At 60.7% G+C, this 17,623-nt stretch carries 13 protein-coding genes; 1 reads left to right on the top strand and 12 read right to left on the bottom strand.

Translation table 11 applies throughout. The features are described from left to right. Nucleotide 1: 1 nt before the first annotated feature. From recG to pyrR, 9 genes are all read right to left on the bottom strand, one after another. Nucleotides 2-2,341 (bottom strand): ATP-dependent DNA helicase RecG, encoded by a 2,340-nt coding sequence (recG, locus tag E8L22_RS09795; RefSeq protein WP_136526076.1) that lies wholly within the window; start codon nt 2,339-2,341, stop codon nt 2-4. A 51-nt stretch (nt 2,342-2,392) separates the two neighbouring features. Further along, nucleotides 2,393-2,590: a DUF1858 domain-containing protein gene (locus E8L22_RS09790; RefSeq protein ID WP_135870286.1), complete on the bottom strand. Its 198-nt coding sequence runs from the start codon at nt 2,588-2,590 to the stop codon at nt 2,393-2,395. Nucleotides 2,591-2,712: 122 nt separating this feature from the next. Next, the gene (greA, locus tag E8L22_RS09785; RefSeq protein WP_136525013.1) at nt 2,713-3,189 is read right to left on the bottom strand and encodes a transcription elongation factor GreA; all 477 of its coding nucleotides are present in this window, start codon (nt 3,187-3,189) and stop codon (nt 2,713-2,715) included. Nucleotides 3,190-3,291: 102 nt separating this feature from the next. Further along, nucleotides 3,292-6,540: a carbamoyl-phosphate synthase large subunit gene (gene carB, locus E8L22_RS09780; RefSeq protein ID WP_136525012.1), complete on the bottom strand. Its 3,249-nt coding sequence runs from the start codon at nt 6,538-6,540 to the stop codon at nt 3,292-3,294. Between the two features lie 153 nt (nt 6,541-6,693). Continuing rightward, on the bottom strand, nt 6,694-7,605 hold the full coding sequence (locus tag E8L22_RS09775) for a radical SAM protein (RefSeq protein WP_136525011.1): 912 nt from the start codon (nt 7,603-7,605) through the stop codon (nt 6,694-6,696). A 20-nt stretch (nt 7,606-7,625) separates the two neighbouring features. After that, nucleotides 7,626-8,750, bottom strand: coding sequence for a glutamine-hydrolyzing carbamoyl-phosphate synthase small subunit (carA, locus tag E8L22_RS09770; RefSeq protein ID WP_136525010.1), 1,125 nt, complete (start codon nt 8,748-8,750; stop codon nt 7,626-7,628). A 201-nt stretch (nt 8,751-8,951) separates the two neighbouring features. Continuing rightward, complete coding sequence (locus E8L22_RS09765; protein ID WP_136525009.1) at nt 8,952-10,226, bottom strand: dihydroorotase; 1,275 nt, start codon at nt 10,224-10,226, stop codon at nt 8,952-8,954. Nucleotides 10,227-10,396: 170 nt separating this feature from the next. Then, nucleotides 10,397-11,329: an aspartate carbamoyltransferase catalytic subunit gene (locus E8L22_RS09760; RefSeq protein ID WP_136525008.1), complete on the bottom strand. Its 933-nt coding sequence runs from the start codon at nt 11,327-11,329 to the stop codon at nt 10,397-10,399. A 104-nt stretch (nt 11,330-11,433) separates the two neighbouring features. Beyond that, nucleotides 11,434-11,967 (bottom strand): bifunctional pyr operon transcriptional regulator/uracil phosphoribosyltransferase PyrR, encoded by a 534-nt coding sequence (gene pyrR / locus E8L22_RS09755; RefSeq protein ID WP_136525007.1) that lies wholly within the window; start codon nt 11,965-11,967, stop codon nt 11,434-11,436. 506 nt (nt 11,968-12,473) lie between these two features. Between pyrR and yhbY the strand changes: the two genes are divergently transcribed. After that, nucleotides 12,474-12,770: a ribosome assembly RNA-binding protein YhbY gene (yhbY, locus tag E8L22_RS09750; RefSeq protein ID WP_136525006.1), complete on the top strand. Its 297-nt coding sequence runs from the start codon at nt 12,474-12,476 to the stop codon at nt 12,768-12,770. Nucleotides 12,771-12,844: 74 nt separating this feature from the next. Here yhbY and E8L22_RS09745 read toward each other — a convergent pair whose 3' ends face one another. The 3 genes from E8L22_RS09745 to E8L22_RS09735 all read right to left on the bottom strand — a co-directional run bounded on the left by E8L22_RS09745 (nt 12,845) and on the right by E8L22_RS09735 (nt 17,552). Next, the gene (locus E8L22_RS09745) at nt 12,845-13,252 is read right to left on the bottom strand and encodes a bacteriohemerythrin (RefSeq protein WP_162604816.1); all 408 of its coding nucleotides are present in this window, start codon (nt 13,250-13,252) and stop codon (nt 12,845-12,847) included. Between the two features lie 120 nt (nt 13,253-13,372). Continuing rightward, on the bottom strand, nt 13,373-16,186 hold the full coding sequence (locus tag E8L22_RS09740) for a PAS domain S-box protein (RefSeq protein ID WP_136525004.1): 2,814 nt from the start codon (nt 16,184-16,186) through the stop codon (nt 13,373-13,375). 217 nt (nt 16,187-16,403) lie between these two features. Further along, complete coding sequence (locus E8L22_RS09735; RefSeq protein ID WP_136525003.1) at nt 16,404-17,552, bottom strand: deoxyguanosinetriphosphate triphosphohydrolase; 1,149 nt, start codon at nt 17,550-17,552, stop codon at nt 16,404-16,406. Nucleotides 17,553-17,623: the final 71 nt, after the last annotated feature.

Here is a 17,623-nt window from a genome sequence, read left to right as displayed (position 1 = left end):
ACTACCCGATAGAAGCGAGTTCCAGCCTGCCGCCCCAGCGCAGCATCAACTCTCCACGCAGCCTTTCGTGCCCCGGCATGCTCAACTCCGGATCATGCTCCACCAGTGCGAAGGCTTCTTTCCTTGCCTGTTCTAGAACACCGCCGTCGCGCAGGATGTCCGCCACGCGCAACTCGGGAAGCCCCGCCTGACGGGTACCAAGGAAATCTCCAGGCCCCCGGATCTGCAGGTCCGCCTCGGCGATGACGAAGCCGTCCGAACTCTTGACCATCACCTCGAGCCGTTTCTGCCCGTCTTCGGAGAGCCTGTCCCCGGCGAGCAGGATGCAGCGCGAGCGCTCGCTGCCGCGCCCTACCCTGCCGCGCAACTGGTGCAGTTGCGACAGGCCGAAACGCTCGGCGTGCTCGATCACCATCACCGTCGCGTTGGGGACGTCGATGCCTACCTCGATTACCGTAGTGGAGACGAGGATGTCGGTTTCCCCCGCCTTGAATCCTTTCATCACCGCCTCTTTCTCGGCGGCACTCATCCGGCCGTGGAGAACGGCGACGCGCAGGTCCGGGAAAACCTCCTGCGCCAGGTGATCGGCCATCTGAACGGCAGCCTTCAGGTCGATCTTTTCCGATTCCTCGACGAGGGGATAAATAACGTAGGCCTGTCGTCCCTTCTGCACCTCCTCGCGCACCAACGAGTAAACCTCCCGCCGACGCGATTCGCGCACCATCCGGGTCTCGATCGGAGTACGCCCCGGGGGAAGCTCGTCGATTACGGAGAGGGAGAGATCGCCGAAGACAGTCATGGAAAGGGTACGCGGGATTGGGGTAGCGGTCATGACGAGGATGTCGGGATTCCCTCCCTTCTTCTTCAGGAGAGCGCGCTGCACCACGCCGAAGCGGTGCTGTTCGTCGATGATGCCGAGTCCCAGCCGGTGAAACTCCACCTTATCCTGGATCATGGCGTGCGTGCCGACTACGATCCGGGTCTCGCCGGAGGCGATTTTGTCCAGCGTGTCACCCTTACCCTTGATGCTGGCGGTCAAAAGCGCAACGGTGATGCCGAGCTGTTCGCAGAAGCGGTGGATGTTCAGGTAGTGCTGTTCGGCTAGAAGCTCGGTCGGGGCCATGATGGCCACCTGATACTCGTTCTCGACGCTGACGAGTGCTGCCATGAGGGCCACGATCGTTTTGCCGCAGCCGACATCCCCCTGCACAAGGCGGTGCATCGGGTGCGGCGCCATCATGTCCTCCTTGATCTCGGAGAGGACACGTTTCTGTGCGCCGGTAAGGCTGAAGGGAAGGAGCTTCAAAAGCTCCTTGGTGTAACGGTGCGTCACCTGGAAGCTTATGCCGTCCTCGAGCGCGATGCCCCGCTTTTTCATGGCGAGCCCAAGTTGCAGGAAGAAAAGCTCGTCGAAGGCGAGCGATCGGTGCGCTTTGGAGCGGCCGCTGTTCATCTCGGCTATCGCGGCCGCGGGATCGGGCTGGTGCGCCTCCCTCAGCGCCACCGGAAGACTCAAAAGGTGATGCCGGTGCAGCATCGCCTCGGGCAGCGCTTCCTTCACGTAACGGCTGTAGCGCGGCACCGCCTCTCGCATGATGCGGCGCATCACCTTCTGGCTCACCCCCTCGGTGAGCGGATAGACGGGGAGGATGCGGCCGAAATTCTCGGGGTCGCGCGCCATAACCTGCTCGATACCCTCCCCCTCCCCTGCCCATTCAACCTCGGGGTGATGCATCTCGCGCTGAAAGCCGAACTGGTGCACGTCGCCGATGAAGATGCCGCGTCGGCCCGGCGTGAACTGCTTTTTCAGGAAGTTTGGTTGGAAATTGAACCACTTGAGCGGCATGCTGCCGGTCTCGTCCCTGACGATAGCCTCGAAGTAACGCCGCCCCCCCTTGGTGACCTGCGCCTCGGCGGATACCACGGTGGCGAAGAAGGCCTCGCTGTTCCCCGGGCGCAGTTCCGCGATCCGCTTCAATTGGCGGCGGTCCTCGTAGCGATGCGGCAGCAGGTAGAGGGCGTCCTCGACCGTCACGATCCCTTTCTTTGCAAAGAGATCGGCGAGCTTTGGCCCCACCCCTTTGATGGCGGTCATTGGGGTTTTCAACTCTTCCGGCAGTGACAAGGTTGCGGGAGTGGCTTTCAACGGCGTGGGAGGCTGCGCAGTGGTGGCGCTTGCCTTGGGCTTTGCAGCGTCTTTTGCTGGAACCTGCCTGCTGACGCGCAGGGCGCCGTCGACAACCTCGACGCTGACCCGGTCACCCGGACGCAGCTGCAGGGCATTCCTGAGCTCTTCCGGAAGTTGGAGGGACCCGTCTGGCGCGAGTGTTATGATCGGCATGGGAGAAAAAGGAAAGCGCCCGGCGGTTGCTTCCACCGGGCGCCGTTGTTGTTAAGCGAAGATCTTGTTGAGGTCGTTGACGATGTCGTCCACGTTGATGCCGTGGGCCGCGCATCCCTGCTCCAGGGACTCGTTCTGAGCGCCCATGCAGCCGATGCAGCCGAGGTTGTATTTGGCAAGCACCTTGACGACGTCCGGGTGCATCCTCATCACTGCGGCAAAAGTCATATCCTTGGTTACCTGAGCCATGTAAATCCTCCTGTTACGCGCGAAGCGTTTGGTTTGCGTTACCCGACGGGAGCGTCCCGCCCTTTTGGTCAAGCCGTCTGCCGCGCGACGCCACGCTGCGCAGCGCGAGACGATCGGTATATCTACTCGTAGCGGATCTCGATGATCTCGTATTCCTTCATGCCGGAGGGAACACTGACGCGGACGGTATCGTCCAGCTTGTGCCCGATGAGCGCCTTTCCTACCGGGGAGGTACAGGAGATCTTGCCCAGCTTGATGTCGGCCTCGTCCTCGCCGACGATCTTGTAGGTGACTTCTTCCTCGGTGGCGGTGTCGTACATGGTGATCGTGGCACCGAAAACGACCTTGTCCGGCTTCAGATTGGAGAGGTCAACGACGTATGCCCTCGCCAGTTTGTCCTGCAGTTCCAGGATGCGCCCCTCGATGAAACCCTGACGGTTCTTGGCCGCATCGTACTCAGCATTCTCGGAAAGGTCGCCGTGCGCCCTCGCCTCGGCGATATCCTGGATCACCTTCGGGCGTTCTTCCTTAATAAGGCGTTTCAGGTCCTCCTGGAGGGCCTCGTAACTCTCCTTGGTCAATGGAACGGTCTGAGACATCGCTTCTGCTCCTTGTGAACTTATAGGGGGGCCTGGCGGCCCCCCCGTTGCACTGCTAGCTGGATTTGCAAAGGGAGCGTCAACTCGACGCTCCCCGGTCAGTTACTTCAAATAATCCTGAATCGATTTCACTTCCAGCTTGGACTGCGACATAGCTATGATGCCGTCCGCCGCGGCTCGCGCCCCGGAGGCTGTCGTGTAGTAGGCTACGTTGTTGATCAGGGTGTTCCTGCGGATCGAATATGAATCGGCGACTGCCTGGGCACCGTGCGTGGTGTTGATGACCATGCAGATCTCGTTGTTCTTGATCATGTCCACTATGTGGGGACGCCCTTCAAGCACCTTGTTCACCACCTGCACCTTGACACCCCTGTCCTGCAGGTAGGTCGCGGTACCGCGGGTGGCGACCAATTCGAAGCCCTGATCATACAGTCTTTTGGCTGCGCTGACAATATGTTTTTTGTCCGCGTCCTTCACTGATATGAACACTTTACCGGCCGTGGGAAGCTTTACATTGGCCCCCATCTGCGCCTTCGCGTAGGCCTTGGCGAACGTCTCGCCGATCCCCATGACCTCGCCCGTCGATTTCATCTCGGGTCCGAGGATGGTGTCGACCCCGGGGAACTTGGCGAAGGGGAAGACCGACTCTTTCACCGAGATGTGCTCGGGGATGATCTCTTCGGTGACGCCGAGCTCGGTGAGGGTCTTGCCGGCCATGACGCGGGCGGCGATCTTCGCGAGCGGCCTGCCGGTCGCCTTGGAAACGAAGGGCGAGGTGCGGGAGGCGCGCGGGTTGACCTCGATGATATAGATATCGTTGTCCTTCACGGCGTACTGGACGTTCATGAGCCCCTTGACGTTGAGCTCCAGCGCCATCACCTTGGTCTGGCGCCTGATCTCGTCGGCGATCTCCTGGGAAATGGAGTAAGGGGGGAGCGAGCAGGCGGAATCGCCGGAATGGATGCCGGCTTCCTCGATATGCTCCATGATGCCGCCGATTACGGCGATGTTGCCGTCGCAAAGCGCGTCGACGTCGATCTCGATCGCCTCGTCGAGGAACTTGTCGATGAGGATCGGGTGCTCGGGGGAGGCCTGCACCGCGGTGTGCATGTAACGGCGCAGGTTCTCCACGTCGTAGACGATCTCCATGGCGCGGCCGCCCAGAACGTAGGAGGGACGCACCACGACCGGGTACCCGATGCGCTCGGCGACGACCTCAGCCTCCTCGAAGGAGCGCGCGGTGCCGTTTTCGGGCTGGCGCAGGTTCAGCTTCTGCAGCATCTCCTGGAAGCGCTCACGGTCCTCGGCGCGGTCGATGGCGTCCGGCGAGGTGCCGATGATGGGAACGCCCGCCTTCTCGAGGGCGACGGCGAGTTTCAGCGGGGTCTGGCCGCCGAACTGCACGATGACGCCGGTCGGCTTCTCGACGTCGACGATGTTCAGCACGTCTTCGTAGGTGAGCGGCTCGAAGTAGAGACGGTCCGAGGTGTCGTAGTCGGTGGAGACGGTCTCGGGGTTGCAGTTGACCATGATGGTCTCGTAGCCGTCCTCGGCAAGGGCGAAGACGCCGTGCACGCAGCAGTAGTCGAACTCGATCCCCTGGCCGATGCGGTTCGGTCCGCCGCCCAGGATGATGATCTTCTTGCGGTTCGTCACGTCGGCCTCGCACTCCTCCTCGTAGGTCGAGTAAAGGTACGGGGTGTGGGCGACGAACTCTGCGGCGCAGGTGTCGACCCGCTTGAAGACGGGCTTCACGCCGAGGGAAAGACGGAGTTCACGCACCTCCCCTTCCGTGATCTTCCAGAGCTGGGCAAGATACTTGTCCGAGAAGCCGTAGCGCTTGGCGTCCCAGAGGGTGTCGCGCAGCGTTTCGCCGGACTTGTCCTTGATGTCGGCCTGCTTCAGGCACTCTTCCATCTCGATGATCTGGCGGATGTTGTGCAGGAACCAGGGATCGATCGCGGTGAGTGCGTAGATCTCTTCCACGGTCATGCCGCAGCGGAAGGCGTCGCCGACATACCAGAGGCGATCGCAGTTGGGGGTGCGCAGCTTGTCGTTCAGCAGGGTGCGTTCCTTTTCGGAAAGCGCCCGGCGGGTGTCGCCGCCTACGCCGAAGAAGCGGGACTCGAAGCCGCAGGAGCCGATCTCCAGGGAGCGAAGCGCCTTCTGGAAGCTTTCCTTGAAGGTACGGCCGATGGACATGACCTCACCCACCGACTTCATCTGGGTGGTGAGGGTCGCGTCCGCAGCCGGGAACTTCTCGAAGGTGAAGCGCGGGATCTTGGTCACCACGTAGTCGATGGTCGGCTCGAAGCAGGCCGGCGTCTCCTTGGTGATGTCGTTGGTGATCTCGTCCAGGGTGTAGCCGACGGCGAGTTTCGCCGCGATCTTCGCGATAGGGAAGCCGGTCGCCTTGGAGGCGAGCGCCGAAGAGCGGGAGACGCGCGGGTTCATCTCGATGACGATGAGGCGGCCGTTTTTCGGGTTGATGCCGAACTGGATGTTGGAGCCGCCGGTGTCGACGCCGATCTCGCGGATGATCTTGAGCGAGGCGTCGCGCAGGATCTGGTACTCCTTGTCGGTGAGGGTCTGCGCCGGCGCCACGGTGATGGAGTCGCCGGTGTGCACGCCCATGGCGTCGAAGTTCTCGATGGAGCAGATGATGACGACGTTGTCCGCGGTGTCGCGCATCACCTCGAGCTCGTACTCCTTCCAGCCGATCAGGGACTCTTCGACCAGGATCTCGTCGGTCGGGGAAGCCTCGATGCCGGCCATGGACATGCGCTCGTACTCTTCCATGTTGTAGGCGATGCCGCCGCCGGTGCCGCCCAGGGTGAAGGAGGGGCGGATGATGGTCGGGAAGCCGACGTATTTGATCACGTCCATGGCCTCCTGGTAGTTGTGCGCGAGCCCCGACCTCGGGATATCGAGGCCGATCTTCACCATCGCTTCCTTGAACAGGGTGCGGTCCTCGGCCTTCTTGATGGCAGGGAGTTTCGCACCGATCAGTTCCACCCCGAACTTGTCTAGGGTGCCGTTCTCGGCCACAGCAACCGCCGTGTTGAGGGCGGTCTGCCCGCCGAGGGTCGGCAGCACCGCGTCCGGGCGTTCCTTCTCGATGATCCTCGCGAGGACCTCCGGTGTGACCGGCTCAATATAGGTGGCGTCGGCGAAGTCCGGGTCCGTCATGATGGTCGCCGGGTTAGAGTTCAGGAGGACCACCTGGTACCCTTCCTCCTTGAGCGCCTTGCAGGCCTGGGTGCCCGAATAGTCGAACTCGCACGCCTGGCCGATGACGATCGGGCCCGCGCCGATGATGAGGATCTTCTTGATGTCTGTGCGTTTAGGCATTTAAATCTCCCTCTTAATCTAAAAACGTTCAACGTTCAGCGTTCAACGTTCTGCGTTAAAATTGCTTTCCTTGCTAAGGAAGCCGTACGGTTCCATTGCCAGGAAATCGAATGACTTTGCTTCAACGTTGAACGTAGAACGTTGAACGGCTGCTCACTCCGGTTCTTCCTGTACCCACCCGTTTTCCAGCTCCAGTTCTTCCAGGGCGTCGACCGCCTCGGCGTACTCTTCGCGGGTGATCCTTCTCTCTATCCCCGGCGTCTGCGCGGCGGCGTGCGCCGGGAAGTACTGACTCATCAGTGCGATGTGGGTCTCGGTCCCTAAGTTCTCCGCGATCCACGCGAGGGTTTCCGGACTCCCCGCCTGCCCCTTAGGCAGCACCAGGTGACGCACGATCAGGCCGCGCACCGCGATACCGTCATCGTCACACTGAAGATGCCCAACCTGCCTCAACATCTCCGGAAGCGCCCGCCGGTTCACCTCGGTGTACCCCTTGGCGCCGGAGAGCCTTACCGCCACTTCATTCGAGCAGTACTTCATGTCCGGCAGGTAGATATCCACCACGCCGTCCAGAAGCTCAATGGTCTCGAGGCTCTCGTAACCGCTCGTATTCCACACGATGGGAATCCTGAACCCCTTGCGGATGGCTAGGTAGAGGGCGGCCAGGATCTGCGGCGTGAAATGGGTCGGCGTGACGAAGTTTATGTTGTGCACGCCCTTTTTCTGCAGCCCCACCATCTTGTCGGCCAACTGCCCCACCGTCAGATCGGTTCCGTTTCTAAGCTGGCTGATCGGGAAGTTCTGGCAGAACTTGCAGTTCAGGGTGCAGCCCGACAGGAAGATGGTGCCGGAGCCCCGGGTTCCGGAGATCGGCGGCTCCTCCCCCCGGTGCACGTTGGCGGAGGCGATACGCACCTCTTTGCCGCTTTCGCAAAGCCCCGTTTCTCCCGCCAGGCGGTTCACGCCGCAGGCGTGGGGGCAGATGTCGCATGCTGCGAGGCGGGCGTAGGCGGCCTTTATGCGCCGGGTCAGCTCGCCGCTTTCATATAGTTCCAGATATTTCATGAACCTGAGGACGCGTCCTTCTACGCCTTATGCTTCTCCATGAGCTCCACGAACCTGTTGAACAGGTAGTGGGAGTCGTGCGGTCCGGGAGACGCCTCGGGGTGATGCTGCACCGAGAAGATCGGGAGCGTCTTATGCGCCATTCCTTCGACGGTCTGGTCGTTCAGGTTCTCGTGGGCGAGCCCTGCCACGTTCTGCAGCGAGAGGATGTCGACCGAGAAGCCGTGGTTCTGCGCGGTGATCTCCACCTTTTTGGTCGCCATGTCCATGACCGGGAGGTTGGAGCCGTGGTTGCCGAACTTGAGCTTGATGGTGCGCCCGCCAAGGGCCAGGCCGAGCAGCTGGTGGCCGAGACAGATGCCGAAGATCGGCTTCTTGCCCACGAACTTCTTGATGATCTCGATTACTTCCTTCATCGGCTCCGGGTCGCCCGGGCCGTTGGAGAGGAAGATGCCGTCCGGGTTCATGGCGAGTGCCGACTCGGCCGGGAAGGTGGCAGGAACGACGGTCACGTCGCAGCCGGCGGAAACCAGGCAGCGCAGGATGTTCAGCTTGATGCCGAAGTCATAGGCGACCACCTTGTACTGGAGATCCTTGCGGTCCACCTCGGGGTATCCTGTCTGCAGGTCCCACAGTCCCTGGGTCCAGTGGTAGGGCTTATCGCAGGTAACGCCGGTGGCGAGATCGAGGCCGGACATGGACGGAATGGCGCGCGCCTTTTTTACCAGGCTCTCCGGGTCGAAGTCGACGGTGGAGATGATGCCGTTCTGGGCGCCCTTGTCGCGCAGGTGCCGGGTGAGCGCGCGGGTATCGATCCCCTGGATGCCGACCACGCCGTTTTCCTTCAGGTAGGCATCAAGGCTCATGGTGGCGCGGTAGTTCGAGTAGCAGTCGAGGTACTCGCGGACGATGAAGCCGGAGAGGTAGAGCTGGTTGCTCTCGATGTCCTCGGGGTTGATCCCGGTGTTGCCGATCTGGGTATAGGTCATGGTGACCATCTGCCCCCTGTACGAGGGGTCGGTGAGCACTTCCTGATAGCCGGACATGGCGGTGTTGAACACCACCTCGCCGCTCGTTTCGCCCGTTGCGCCGAAGGCCTTCCCTTTGAAAATCCGGCCGTCCGCCAGAGCCAGTACTGCTTTCATGTATCTTCTCCCGAATCCGTTTATATTTCTGCCGCGCCAAGAGGCGCGTATCTTCTCTGTGGTCTCTTCCGGTGAAATTTGGTTCCCGCCCCCGGAGGGGGAGGGACAGGGAGGGGGGATGCGTAGCATCTCCTTCCAACCAACTTCACCCCTTCCCCCCTCCCGACCTCCCCCCTCCGAGGGGAGGAGTGTGGAGAGGTATTACGCCTGGTACACCACCTGACCCTTGACGACGGTGTACACCGCCTTCCCTTTCACCTTCCAGCCGATGAACGGGGAGTTCTTCGACTTGCTCTCAAGCTTCGCCGCATCGACGTCCCACTCTTTCGCCGGATCGATGATGGTGACATCGGCCACCGCGCCAGCCCTCAGGGTGCCGCGGTCGATACCGAGGATTTTGGCTGGGTTGCACGACATTACCGAGACGAGCCCTTTAAGGTCCAGCACCCCCTCCTCGACGAGCTTCAGGGAGAGCGGCAGCGAGGTCTCAAGGCCGACGATGCCGTTCAGCGCGAGGTTGAACTCGACGTCCTTCTCGTCCAGGTGATGCGGAGCGTGGTCGGTGGCGATGGCATCGATGGTGCCGTCGGCAAGACCTGCCTTCATCGCGGCGACGTCGGCGTCGCTTCTCAAGGGCGGGTTCATCTTGGCGTTGGTATTGTAGCCGCGCACCGCCTCGTCGGTCAGGGTGAAGTAGTGCGGCGCCGTCTCGCAGGTGACCTTCACGCCGCGCGCCTTGGCATTTCTGATGATGCGCGCGGAGCCTACGGTTGAGATGTGGGCGATGTGAACCGGTGCGCCGGCGAACTCAGCCAGGTACACCTCGCGGGCCACGGCGATGTCTTCGGCAGCCCAGGGGATCCCCTTGAGGCCGAGCTCGGTGGAGACGAACCCTTCGTTCATCACCCCTTCGCCGACCAGAGCGAGATCCTCGGAGTGGGAGATCACGGTGATGCCGACCCCTTTCGCGTACTCGAGGGCGCGGCGCATGAGTTCGGTGCTGCAAACGGGCTTGCCGTCGTCGGAAACCGCGACGCAGCCGGCCTCTTTCAGGTCGCCCATCTCGGCCAGGCTCTCACCCTTGCTTCCCTTGGTGATGGCACCGACCGGGAAGACGTTCACCAGTGCCTCACTCATGGCCTTGTTGACCACGTAGCTTGCAACCGCCTTGTTGTCGATCACCGGAGAGGTGTTCGGCATGCAGGCGACCGAGGTGAACCCGCCCGCCGCAGCGGCGCGGCTACCGGTGGCGATGTCCTCTTTGTACTCGAGGCCCGGATCGCGCAGGTGCACGTGCATGTCGATGAGTCCCGGGGTCACCAGTAGGCCGGAAGCGTCGATCACCTGGAACCCTTCCGGGGAGCCGAGCCCCTTTCCCAACTCCAGGATGACGCCGTCCGCGATGAGGATGTCCATGGTCTCGTCGATCCCCTGCGAAGGATCGATCACCCGCCCGCCTTTTATCAGAAGATTCATCTTTATACCCTCCTAAACCCGTTCAAGGTTCAACGTTCAACGTTCAAGATGCCGACCTGCCCGTGGCATCGAATGAGGAACGGCTGCTTCACTCCAGGAAAGTTAAGATTCAACATCCGGTTCGACTAAAGCCTAACGTCGAACGTTGAACGTTGAACGTCCTCTCGGTTCTATTCCACCGGCTCGCCGCCGCAGACGTGATACAGCATGGCCATACGGACCGCCACGCCGTTTTCCACCTGCTTCAGGATGTGCGACTGGTCACAGTCGGCAACGAAGGAGGAGAGCTCCACGCCGCGGTTGATCGGGCCGGGATGCATGACGATGGCATCCTTCTTCGCGAGAGCCAGCACGGCGGGGTTCAGACCGAAATAGCGCGCGTATTCCCGCATGCTGGGAAGCAGGGTTTTCCCCTGACGCTCAAGCTGGATCCTCAGCATCATCACGACGTCGGCCTGGTCCACCGCTTCGCGCATGTCCTTGCAGACGGTGACGTTACCAAGACGCTCGATGCCGATCGGCATCATGGTCGGGGGACCGGCGAGAAAAACATGGGCGCCCATGGTGGTGAGCCCGTAGATATCGGAGCGGGCAACGCGGCTGTGGGTGATGTCGCCGACGATGGCGACTTTGAGCCCTTCGAGCTTGCCGAACTTCTGACGCATGGTGAGCATGTCCAAAAGCCCTTGGGAGGGGTGCTCGTGGGCGCCGTCACCCGCGTTGATCACGGAGCAGGAGACCCTTTTGGCGAGGTACTCGTGCGCGCCGGAGATGGAGTGGCGCATCACGATGATGTCGGGTTTCATGGCGAGGAGGTTGTTTGCGGTGTCGGAAAGGGTCTCACCCTTGGTGACGGAACTGGTCGACGCGGTGATGTTCACGGCGTCGGCGGAGAGCCTTTTCGCGGCGATCTCGAAGGAGGTGCGGGTCCTGGTGGAAGCCTCGTAGAAGAGGTTGATCACCGTCTTGCCGCGCAAGGTCGGCACCTTCTTGATGTCCCGACGGTTGATCTCGCTGAGACTGTCCGCCGTGTCGAGGAGCAGCTGAATCTCCTCTTTGTTCAGATCCTTCAGGGCAATGATGTCTTTGTGCCGAAAACCCATGGTCCCCCCCAAGAAACAAGTTTTACGCCATGCACCGTGCGAGGCGCGTTGAAACGATCAGACAATCACAAACAGCTCTCCCCCCTTTGCGGGTGAGGAAGCAGTTACTTCTGCAGGATGACTTCGGTCGGCTTGTTGTCGGCGTCGAATGCAACCATGATGTTCTCGCTGCGGCTGGTCGGCACGTTGCGGCCGACGAAATCGGCGCGAATCGGGAGATCGCGGTGCCCGCGGTCCACCAACACGGCCAACTGGATGCAGGAGGGACGCCCCTGGTCGATGATGGCGTCCATGGCGGCCCTTATGGTGCGGCCGGTGAAGAGGACGTCGTCAACGAGCACGACCCTTTTCCCTTCCACGGAGAAGGGGAGCTCGGTCTTGCCGACCGGCAGGTGCTCGTGGTGCCCTTTTATGTCGTCGCGGTACATGGTGATGTCCACGGCGCCGACGGGGACTTCGACCCCTTCGATTTCGTTCAGGCGATCGCCGAGTTCCTGGGCGAGAAATACGCCGCCGGTCCTGATGCCGACCAGCACGAGCCCTTCGACCCCCTTGTTCTTTTCCAGCACCTCGTGGGCTATCCTGGTGAGCGCCCTTTTTACGCCGGTGCCGTCCAGTATCACAGTGTTTTCAGCCATAATAACCCCCTGTCATCGGCGTAAGCGCCTGTCGTGAAAGTGTTGCGCCGGGGCGCGTAATTAAAAAAGCCTTTCCGCGCAGGTGGGCGAAAAGGCTCTTCTTTTAAATAGTAAAAGAGTGCTTTATGCTTCACCTTTGCTAACCTCACGGGGCTAATTTAAAAGGCAACGATAAATTTGAGACAAGGTAGCATCGAGGGTCCGCAGAGTCAAGGAAAAGAGGAGGTAAAACACAAAGATTTAGATTAAGATTTCACAATAAACAGGGTAAGATAAAGCGACGGCCGCGGAGGTCATAGAGTGGCCAAAGAGAAAGTCGATGACTGTGACTTACTCCCTGTACTCTGTGAGCCTCTGTGTCCTCTGTGGCAATGCTTTTTGGGTGCCCCTCCCCTGCCCTTGCCATAGTCGCGGCAAAATGCTATAAGGCTCGGACCGTAAGGGAATTTATTGACTCGGGCAACCGCTGAGAGCGGCATAGTGCATCGAGGACAAAGGAAGACGTGATGTTGACAGGAAAACAGAAGAGATTTCTCCGTGCGCTCGGACACGGGCTGAAACCGGTGATACAAGTAGGCAAGAGCGACGTGAGCGAGGCGCTGATCCACGAGACGAGCGAGGCGCTGGCGGCTCACGAGCTCATCAAGGTGAAGGTGCTGGAGAGCTGCCTCATGGACCGCCATAGCGTCGCGGAGGAGCTGTGCACCGCCTGTGAGGCTGAGCTCGCCCAGGTGCTCGGGCGCACCATGCTCCTTTATAAGCCGGCAAAGGAGCCGAAGCTGGAACTTCCCAAAGTGAAGTAGCTTAGGCAGCCACCAAGGGCAAGAAAAGCCTCCCCGCTCCGGCAGGGAGGCTTTTTTGTTCGGAAGGAAAAAGGCTAGCAGACGCCGCAGGCGTTGAAATGGGAGGTGTACTTCATGTCCGTTCCCTGGATGTGATCCTGCAGCCAGCGCTTGAGGAATTCGAGAATTTCCACGGTAAAGATGAGTCCTGCGTTGTCGACCCTTTCCTGAAGTTCGAGCGCCTTCTCCGCGAATGCGGCGTGCTCTTCCTTGTGCTCCGCGAGAGCCGGGTACTGCAGCCTGCGCATGTACTCCTCCTCGGCGTCGAAGTGAGTTCTTGCGTAGCTGACCATGCTTGAGATGATCTCCTTCTGCGCCTCCTTCCCCATACGCGCGATGTGCGCGTCATGCAGGGAGTTCAACATATCGACAAGTTTTTTGTGCTGTTCGTCGATCTCCTTCACTTTCACACTCAGTGAGTCGGTCCACTCGAAATACGCCATTGCCATCACCTCTGTAGGTAGGATTTTCAGATGGCATTAAATATCATATTTCCTACGAGGTTCAAGCGCACCTATCACCGTTATAGCGTTTACACAGTGCGCCCCGTCAAGGTTTGAGTCTCACTGAAGTTTCCGCACCGCGTCGCGCAGCGATGCAAGGCTGTACGGCTTCTGCATGAACCCGGTCACCGCTTCGCCGGCAAACTTCCTTGCCACCTCCCGTTCGCTGTAACCGCTGGCGATGACCACCTTCACCTCGGGCTCGATGGAACGCAACGCGCGGTAACACTGCTCCCCATCCATGCGCGGCATGGTCAGGTCGAGGAAGACGAAGCTGAAGTCACGGCTCTCGCTGAAACGCTGTACCGCCTCCTCCCCGTCGGCAGCTGTGACGACGGTGAAGCCGAGCGCTTTCAGGAGTTCCGCCCCCACGCTGCGCACCTCGTCCTCGTCGTCCACGAGCAGCACTCTCCCGTGCCCCCGCCAAAGCCCGGTCCCCCCGGCAGGGTCTGCAACCTTGGGGCCTTCCTGCGCGGCGGGAAGAAAGACGCGTATCGTAGTTCCCGCCCCCGGCTCGCTGTGCACCTTGATGCCGCCCCGGTGCCCCCTGACGATCCCCATCACCGCAGCCATCCCCAACCCCCTGCCGGTGAACTTGGTGCTGAAGAAGGGATCGAATATCCGTCCCGCAGTCTCCTGGTCCATGCCGCAGCCGTTGTCGGAGACCCCGATGAATACGTAGCGCCCTTGACCTCCGGGGTGCACGGGCCAGCCATCCTGGAAGAAACCGCCGTCGCAGTACTGAGCCCCGGTGGAGAGTTCGATCACCCCATCCCTGTCCCCTATCGCTTCGGCGGCGTTGCGCACAAGGTTCACGATGACCTGGCGGATCTGGCCGGGATCCGCGTCGACTGGGGGGAGCGACGAAGCCAGTTGATAACGCAGTTGCACCGGCTCCGGTACGGCGTCCCTGATGGCTCCCTCCATCTCTTCGATCAGCCTGGAGAGGTCCAGTGACTGCACGAGGAACTTCCCCTTGCCCGAGTACGCCAGCATCTGCCTGGCCAGATCGGCAGCCTTCGCGGCCGATTTCTCGATGCGTTGCAGGTTTCCAAGTACGGGAGATTCAGGGGGAAGCTGCATCATAGCGAGGTCGGCGTTGCCGATGATGGAGGTCAGGATGTTGTTGAAATCATGGGCGACGCCGCCGGCCAGGGTGCCCAGGCTCTCGAGCTTCTGTGCCTGAAGCCGTTGCCGCTCCTGCTCCGCCTGTTTGCGCTCGGCGATGTCACGGACGAAGGCGCAGTTTAGTTCCTGGTGATCGAAGTGAACGTAGTTGGCCACGACCTCGATGGGTACGGTGCCGCCGTCCTTGGTTTTATGTATGGATTCGAACACCATGGTGCCCCGGCTGCGCAACTCCTCGAAGTGCTTGAGCCAGGCGTCCTCCTTGTGCTGGATGTCGAGATCCCATACCCGCATCCCCATAATTTCTTCGCGTGTGTACCCGACGCTGCGACAGGCGGCGGGGTTCACGTCTATGATACGGCCGTCCCCGCGAATCCAGTAGATGGCGTCGGAGGCGGCGTCGACGCTGATCCGGATCATCTCGAGCTTCGCCTCGACCTGCTTCATCTCGGTCACGTCCCTCGACGCGCCGTAGCGCACCAACTCGCCTTCCGCCTGCCCGACAGTACAGCTACTCGTCTCGGAGACCCAGCGCACCTCCCCATTTTTACTGATCATCCTGAACTCGATCACGTCCTGCTCTCCCGGGCGCATCGCCATCATGTGCGACATGACCCGGTCGCGATCTTCCGAATGCACCGATCCCATCCAGCACCCTATGTCGCAGATCTCCTGGGCACTGTAGCCGGAGATGAACTTGAGCCCGCCTCCGGCCCAGATCACACGGTACGGATTGTCGCCGGTCCGTGAGCACTTATAGACGAAGTCGGAGGTGATCTGGGAAATACAGCGATAATTTTCCTCGCTCTCGGCCAGCCTTTCCTCCGCTCTTTTGCGCTCGGTGACATCGTAGAGAAAGACAACATGGGTCCCGTTGAAGCTTTCCACAAGCGAGGCAGCGCTGCAAAGCGTGGTACGGGTAGAACCGTCCTTACAGACGATGTCCGCCTCAAGAGGAGCGAAGGGACGGCCGGAGACCTGCGCTTCTTGCAGTTTCTGCTTCCAGGCGCAGGCGACTTTGCTCCGGTAGTCCGGGTCGGGGTAGGCAAGGGGCCACCAACTCTCAAGCGTCGGAACGTCCTCGACGGTATAGCCGAATACGTCGCTGAAGCACCGGTTCAGATAAAGGATCTTGCCGCTACCGTCGTTCATGGCGATCGGAATGGGGGATGACTCGATTACGGAGCGGAACATGAGGTCACTGCGATGCAGCGCGTCCTGGACCTCCTTCCTCCGCTTGTTCTGCACCCCTTGCTCGGCCAGCATCTGCGCCAGGGCGTGGATGAAGTTCAGGTTATTGTGCAGGTCCGCCTCGCTGAACAGGGGAACCTTCCGGATGGCCGCCAGGTAGTCCGCTTCGTCAAAGCCGTAGTGCCTCGCCTGTTGGATGAAGCGGGACTCGTCCGGCGGGGAAGTGAAAAGCTGCCCGACGAAGACGTCACCCAAGTGACGTCCGTCCACGACGATCGGGGCCGCGACATCCACGAGCCCCATCGGACAGCGGTGCATCAAATGCCCACCCGTTTTACATGGAGCACTCTTGCGCAGCTGTTCCTCGAGACAGAACTTGCGCAGCTCGGGGTTCATGCGGTGAAACCTGCGGCAGATGTCCTGCCAGGCGATAGAGGTGAGGATGTTGCCTTCAGCGTCGGCCACCGCGGAAGGCATATGGTAGATCTCGTTGAAGGAACGGAGCAGTTCGTGCAACCTCGGGACGTCAAGCAACTCCTTAAGAGAGTAGTCCATCGGCCACCTCCATGCTCAAAAGGGAGGACAGTGTGAAGGAGAGTGTGGATCTTGAAAAGAATGTGACACAATCGTTGCAGTTTGCAAGGCTATGTCTTTGTAGGAACGTGATTTTTCTGCTGTCACAGAGGGATGCGCGCATGTAAAAAGAGAGGCAAGAGAGGCGGCAGCGCTTCCTTTGACACGGGGAGCGCTGCCTGTAAGCGTAGGTATAGAGTCAGACTCGCTCGTAGGGTTCGAAGAGCCTTTTGAACTCGTCAAGGGCGAAGCGATCGGTCATGCCGGCTATGTAGTCGCAGATGACACGCTCGCGCCCTTCCCGCTCCATCTTCACCTGGTGCTTCTGGGGGAGGAGCGTCGGATGCTTCAGGTAGACCTCGAACAGCTCGGCGAGGTAACGCTCAGCCTTCACCCGCATCCGCTCCACCTTGTAGTGGCGGTAGAGGTTCTGGAACAAAAAGCGCTTGAGCGCCGCGTTTCTTTCGGCCATGGCGGGGCTGAAGGAGACCACCTGGAGGTTCACGCGGCGCAGGTCCTCCTGGGTTTTGATACCGAGCTTTTCGATGTTTTGTGCAGTGGTCTCGACGAGATCCAGGATGAGAAAGCCGATGAGCGCGCTCACCGTCTGGCAGACACCGCGTTCGACGTCGATGGAGGGGTACTTCTCGAGGATCCGCTCGTGCACCTCGTTCCAGAGATCGACCTTCTTCAGCTGGTTCAGGTTGATGTAACCGGACTTCAAGCCGTCGTCGATGTCGTGGTTGTTGTAGGCGATTTCGTCGGCGAAGTTGATGAGCTGCGCCTCGATGGCGGGTACCACGCCGGGGAGAAACTCGGCATAGGTGGCGCTGGGAGTGTCGTACTGCGAGGAGTGTTTCACGATCCCCTCGCGCACCTCCCAAGAGAGGTTCAGCCCGTTGAAGCCGGGGTAGCGTTCCTCGAGTTCGTCGACCACCCTGAGCGACTGCAGGTTGTGCTCGAAGCCGCCGCACCCTTCCATGAGCCGGTTCAGCACCTCCTCGCCGGTATGGCCGAAGGGGGTGTGCCCGAGGTCGTGGGCAAGCGCCAGGGTCTCGGTCAGCTCCTCGTTGAGACCGAGCCTTCTGGCGATCCCCTTCCCTATCTGGGCCACCTCGAGGGAATGGGTGAGCCGGGTGCGGTAATAGTCCCCCTCGTGGTTCACGAAGACCTGGGTCTTGTACTCCAAGCGACGGAACGCCGCGCAGTGAATGATGCGGTCGCGGTCCCTCTCGAAGGCGGGACGGTTGTCCCTGAACTCCTCCTGGTAGCGCCGCCCACGGGATGTGGCGCTCGTGGCCGCGTAACCTGCCAGATCGGTGCGCTCCATGGCAATGCCGTCTTTCATCCGCCCCCCTGCTGAATCAGCTAAAAGTACGTAATTTATATACTGGTCGCCGACAGTGTCAACAGCAAAGT

The organism is Geomonas ferrireducens (genome assembly GCF_004917065.1).
In the GTDB taxonomy this organism is placed as follows: Bacteria; Desulfobacterota; Desulfuromonadia; order Geobacterales; family Geobacteraceae; genus Geomonas; species Geomonas ferrireducens.
This window is presented reverse-complemented; position numbering and strand designations above follow the sequence as displayed.

What these genes read in the sequence shown, in the direction of transcription:
- E8L22_RS09790 (WP_135870286.1), bottom strand. Translation starts at nt 2,590, where the DNA reads ATGGCTCAGGTAACCAAGGATATGACTTTTGCCGCAGTGATGAGGATG.
- carB (WP_136525012.1), bottom strand. Translation starts at nt 6,540, where the DNA reads ATGCCTAAACGCACAGACATCAAGAAGATCCTCATCATCGGCGCGGGC.
- greA (WP_136525013.1), bottom strand. Translation starts at nt 3,189, where the DNA reads ATGTCTCAGACCGTTCCATTGACCAAGGAGAGTTACGAGGCCCTCCAG.
- E8L22_RS09735 (WP_136525003.1), bottom strand. Translation starts at nt 17,552, where the DNA reads ATGAAAGACGGCATTGCCATGGAGCGCACCGATCTGGCAGGTTACGCG.
- carA (WP_136525010.1), bottom strand. Translation starts at nt 8,750, where the DNA reads ATGAAAGCAGTACTGGCTCTGGCGGACGGCCGGATTTTCAAAGGGAAG.
- recG (WP_136526076.1), bottom strand. Translation starts at nt 2,341, where the DNA reads ATGCCGATCATAACACTCGCGCCAGACGGGTCCCTCCAACTTCCGGAA.
- E8L22_RS09775 (WP_136525011.1), bottom strand. Translation starts at nt 7,605, where the DNA reads ATGAAATATCTGGAACTATATGAAAGCGGCGAGCTGACCCGGCGCATA.
- E8L22_RS09745 (WP_162604816.1), bottom strand. Translation starts at nt 13,252, where the DNA reads ATGGCGTATTTCGAGTGGACCGACTCACTGAGTGTGAAAGTGAAGGAG.
- E8L22_RS09740 (WP_136525004.1), bottom strand. Translation starts at nt 16,186, where the DNA reads ATGGACTACTCTCTTAAGGAGTTGCTTGACGTCCCGAGGTTGCACGAA.
- yhbY (WP_136525006.1), top strand. Translation starts at nt 12,474, where the DNA reads ATGTTGACAGGAAAACAGAAGAGATTTCTCCGTGCGCTCGGACACGGG.
- E8L22_RS09760 (WP_136525008.1), bottom strand. Translation starts at nt 11,329, where the DNA reads ATGGGTTTTCGGCACAAAGACATCATTGCCCTGAAGGATCTGAACAAA.
- E8L22_RS09765 (WP_136525009.1), bottom strand. Translation starts at nt 10,226, where the DNA reads ATGAATCTTCTGATAAAAGGCGGGCGGGTGATCGATCCTTCGCAGGGG.
- pyrR (WP_136525007.1), bottom strand. Translation starts at nt 11,967, where the DNA reads ATGGCTGAAAACACTGTGATACTGGACGGCACCGGCGTAAAAAGGGCG.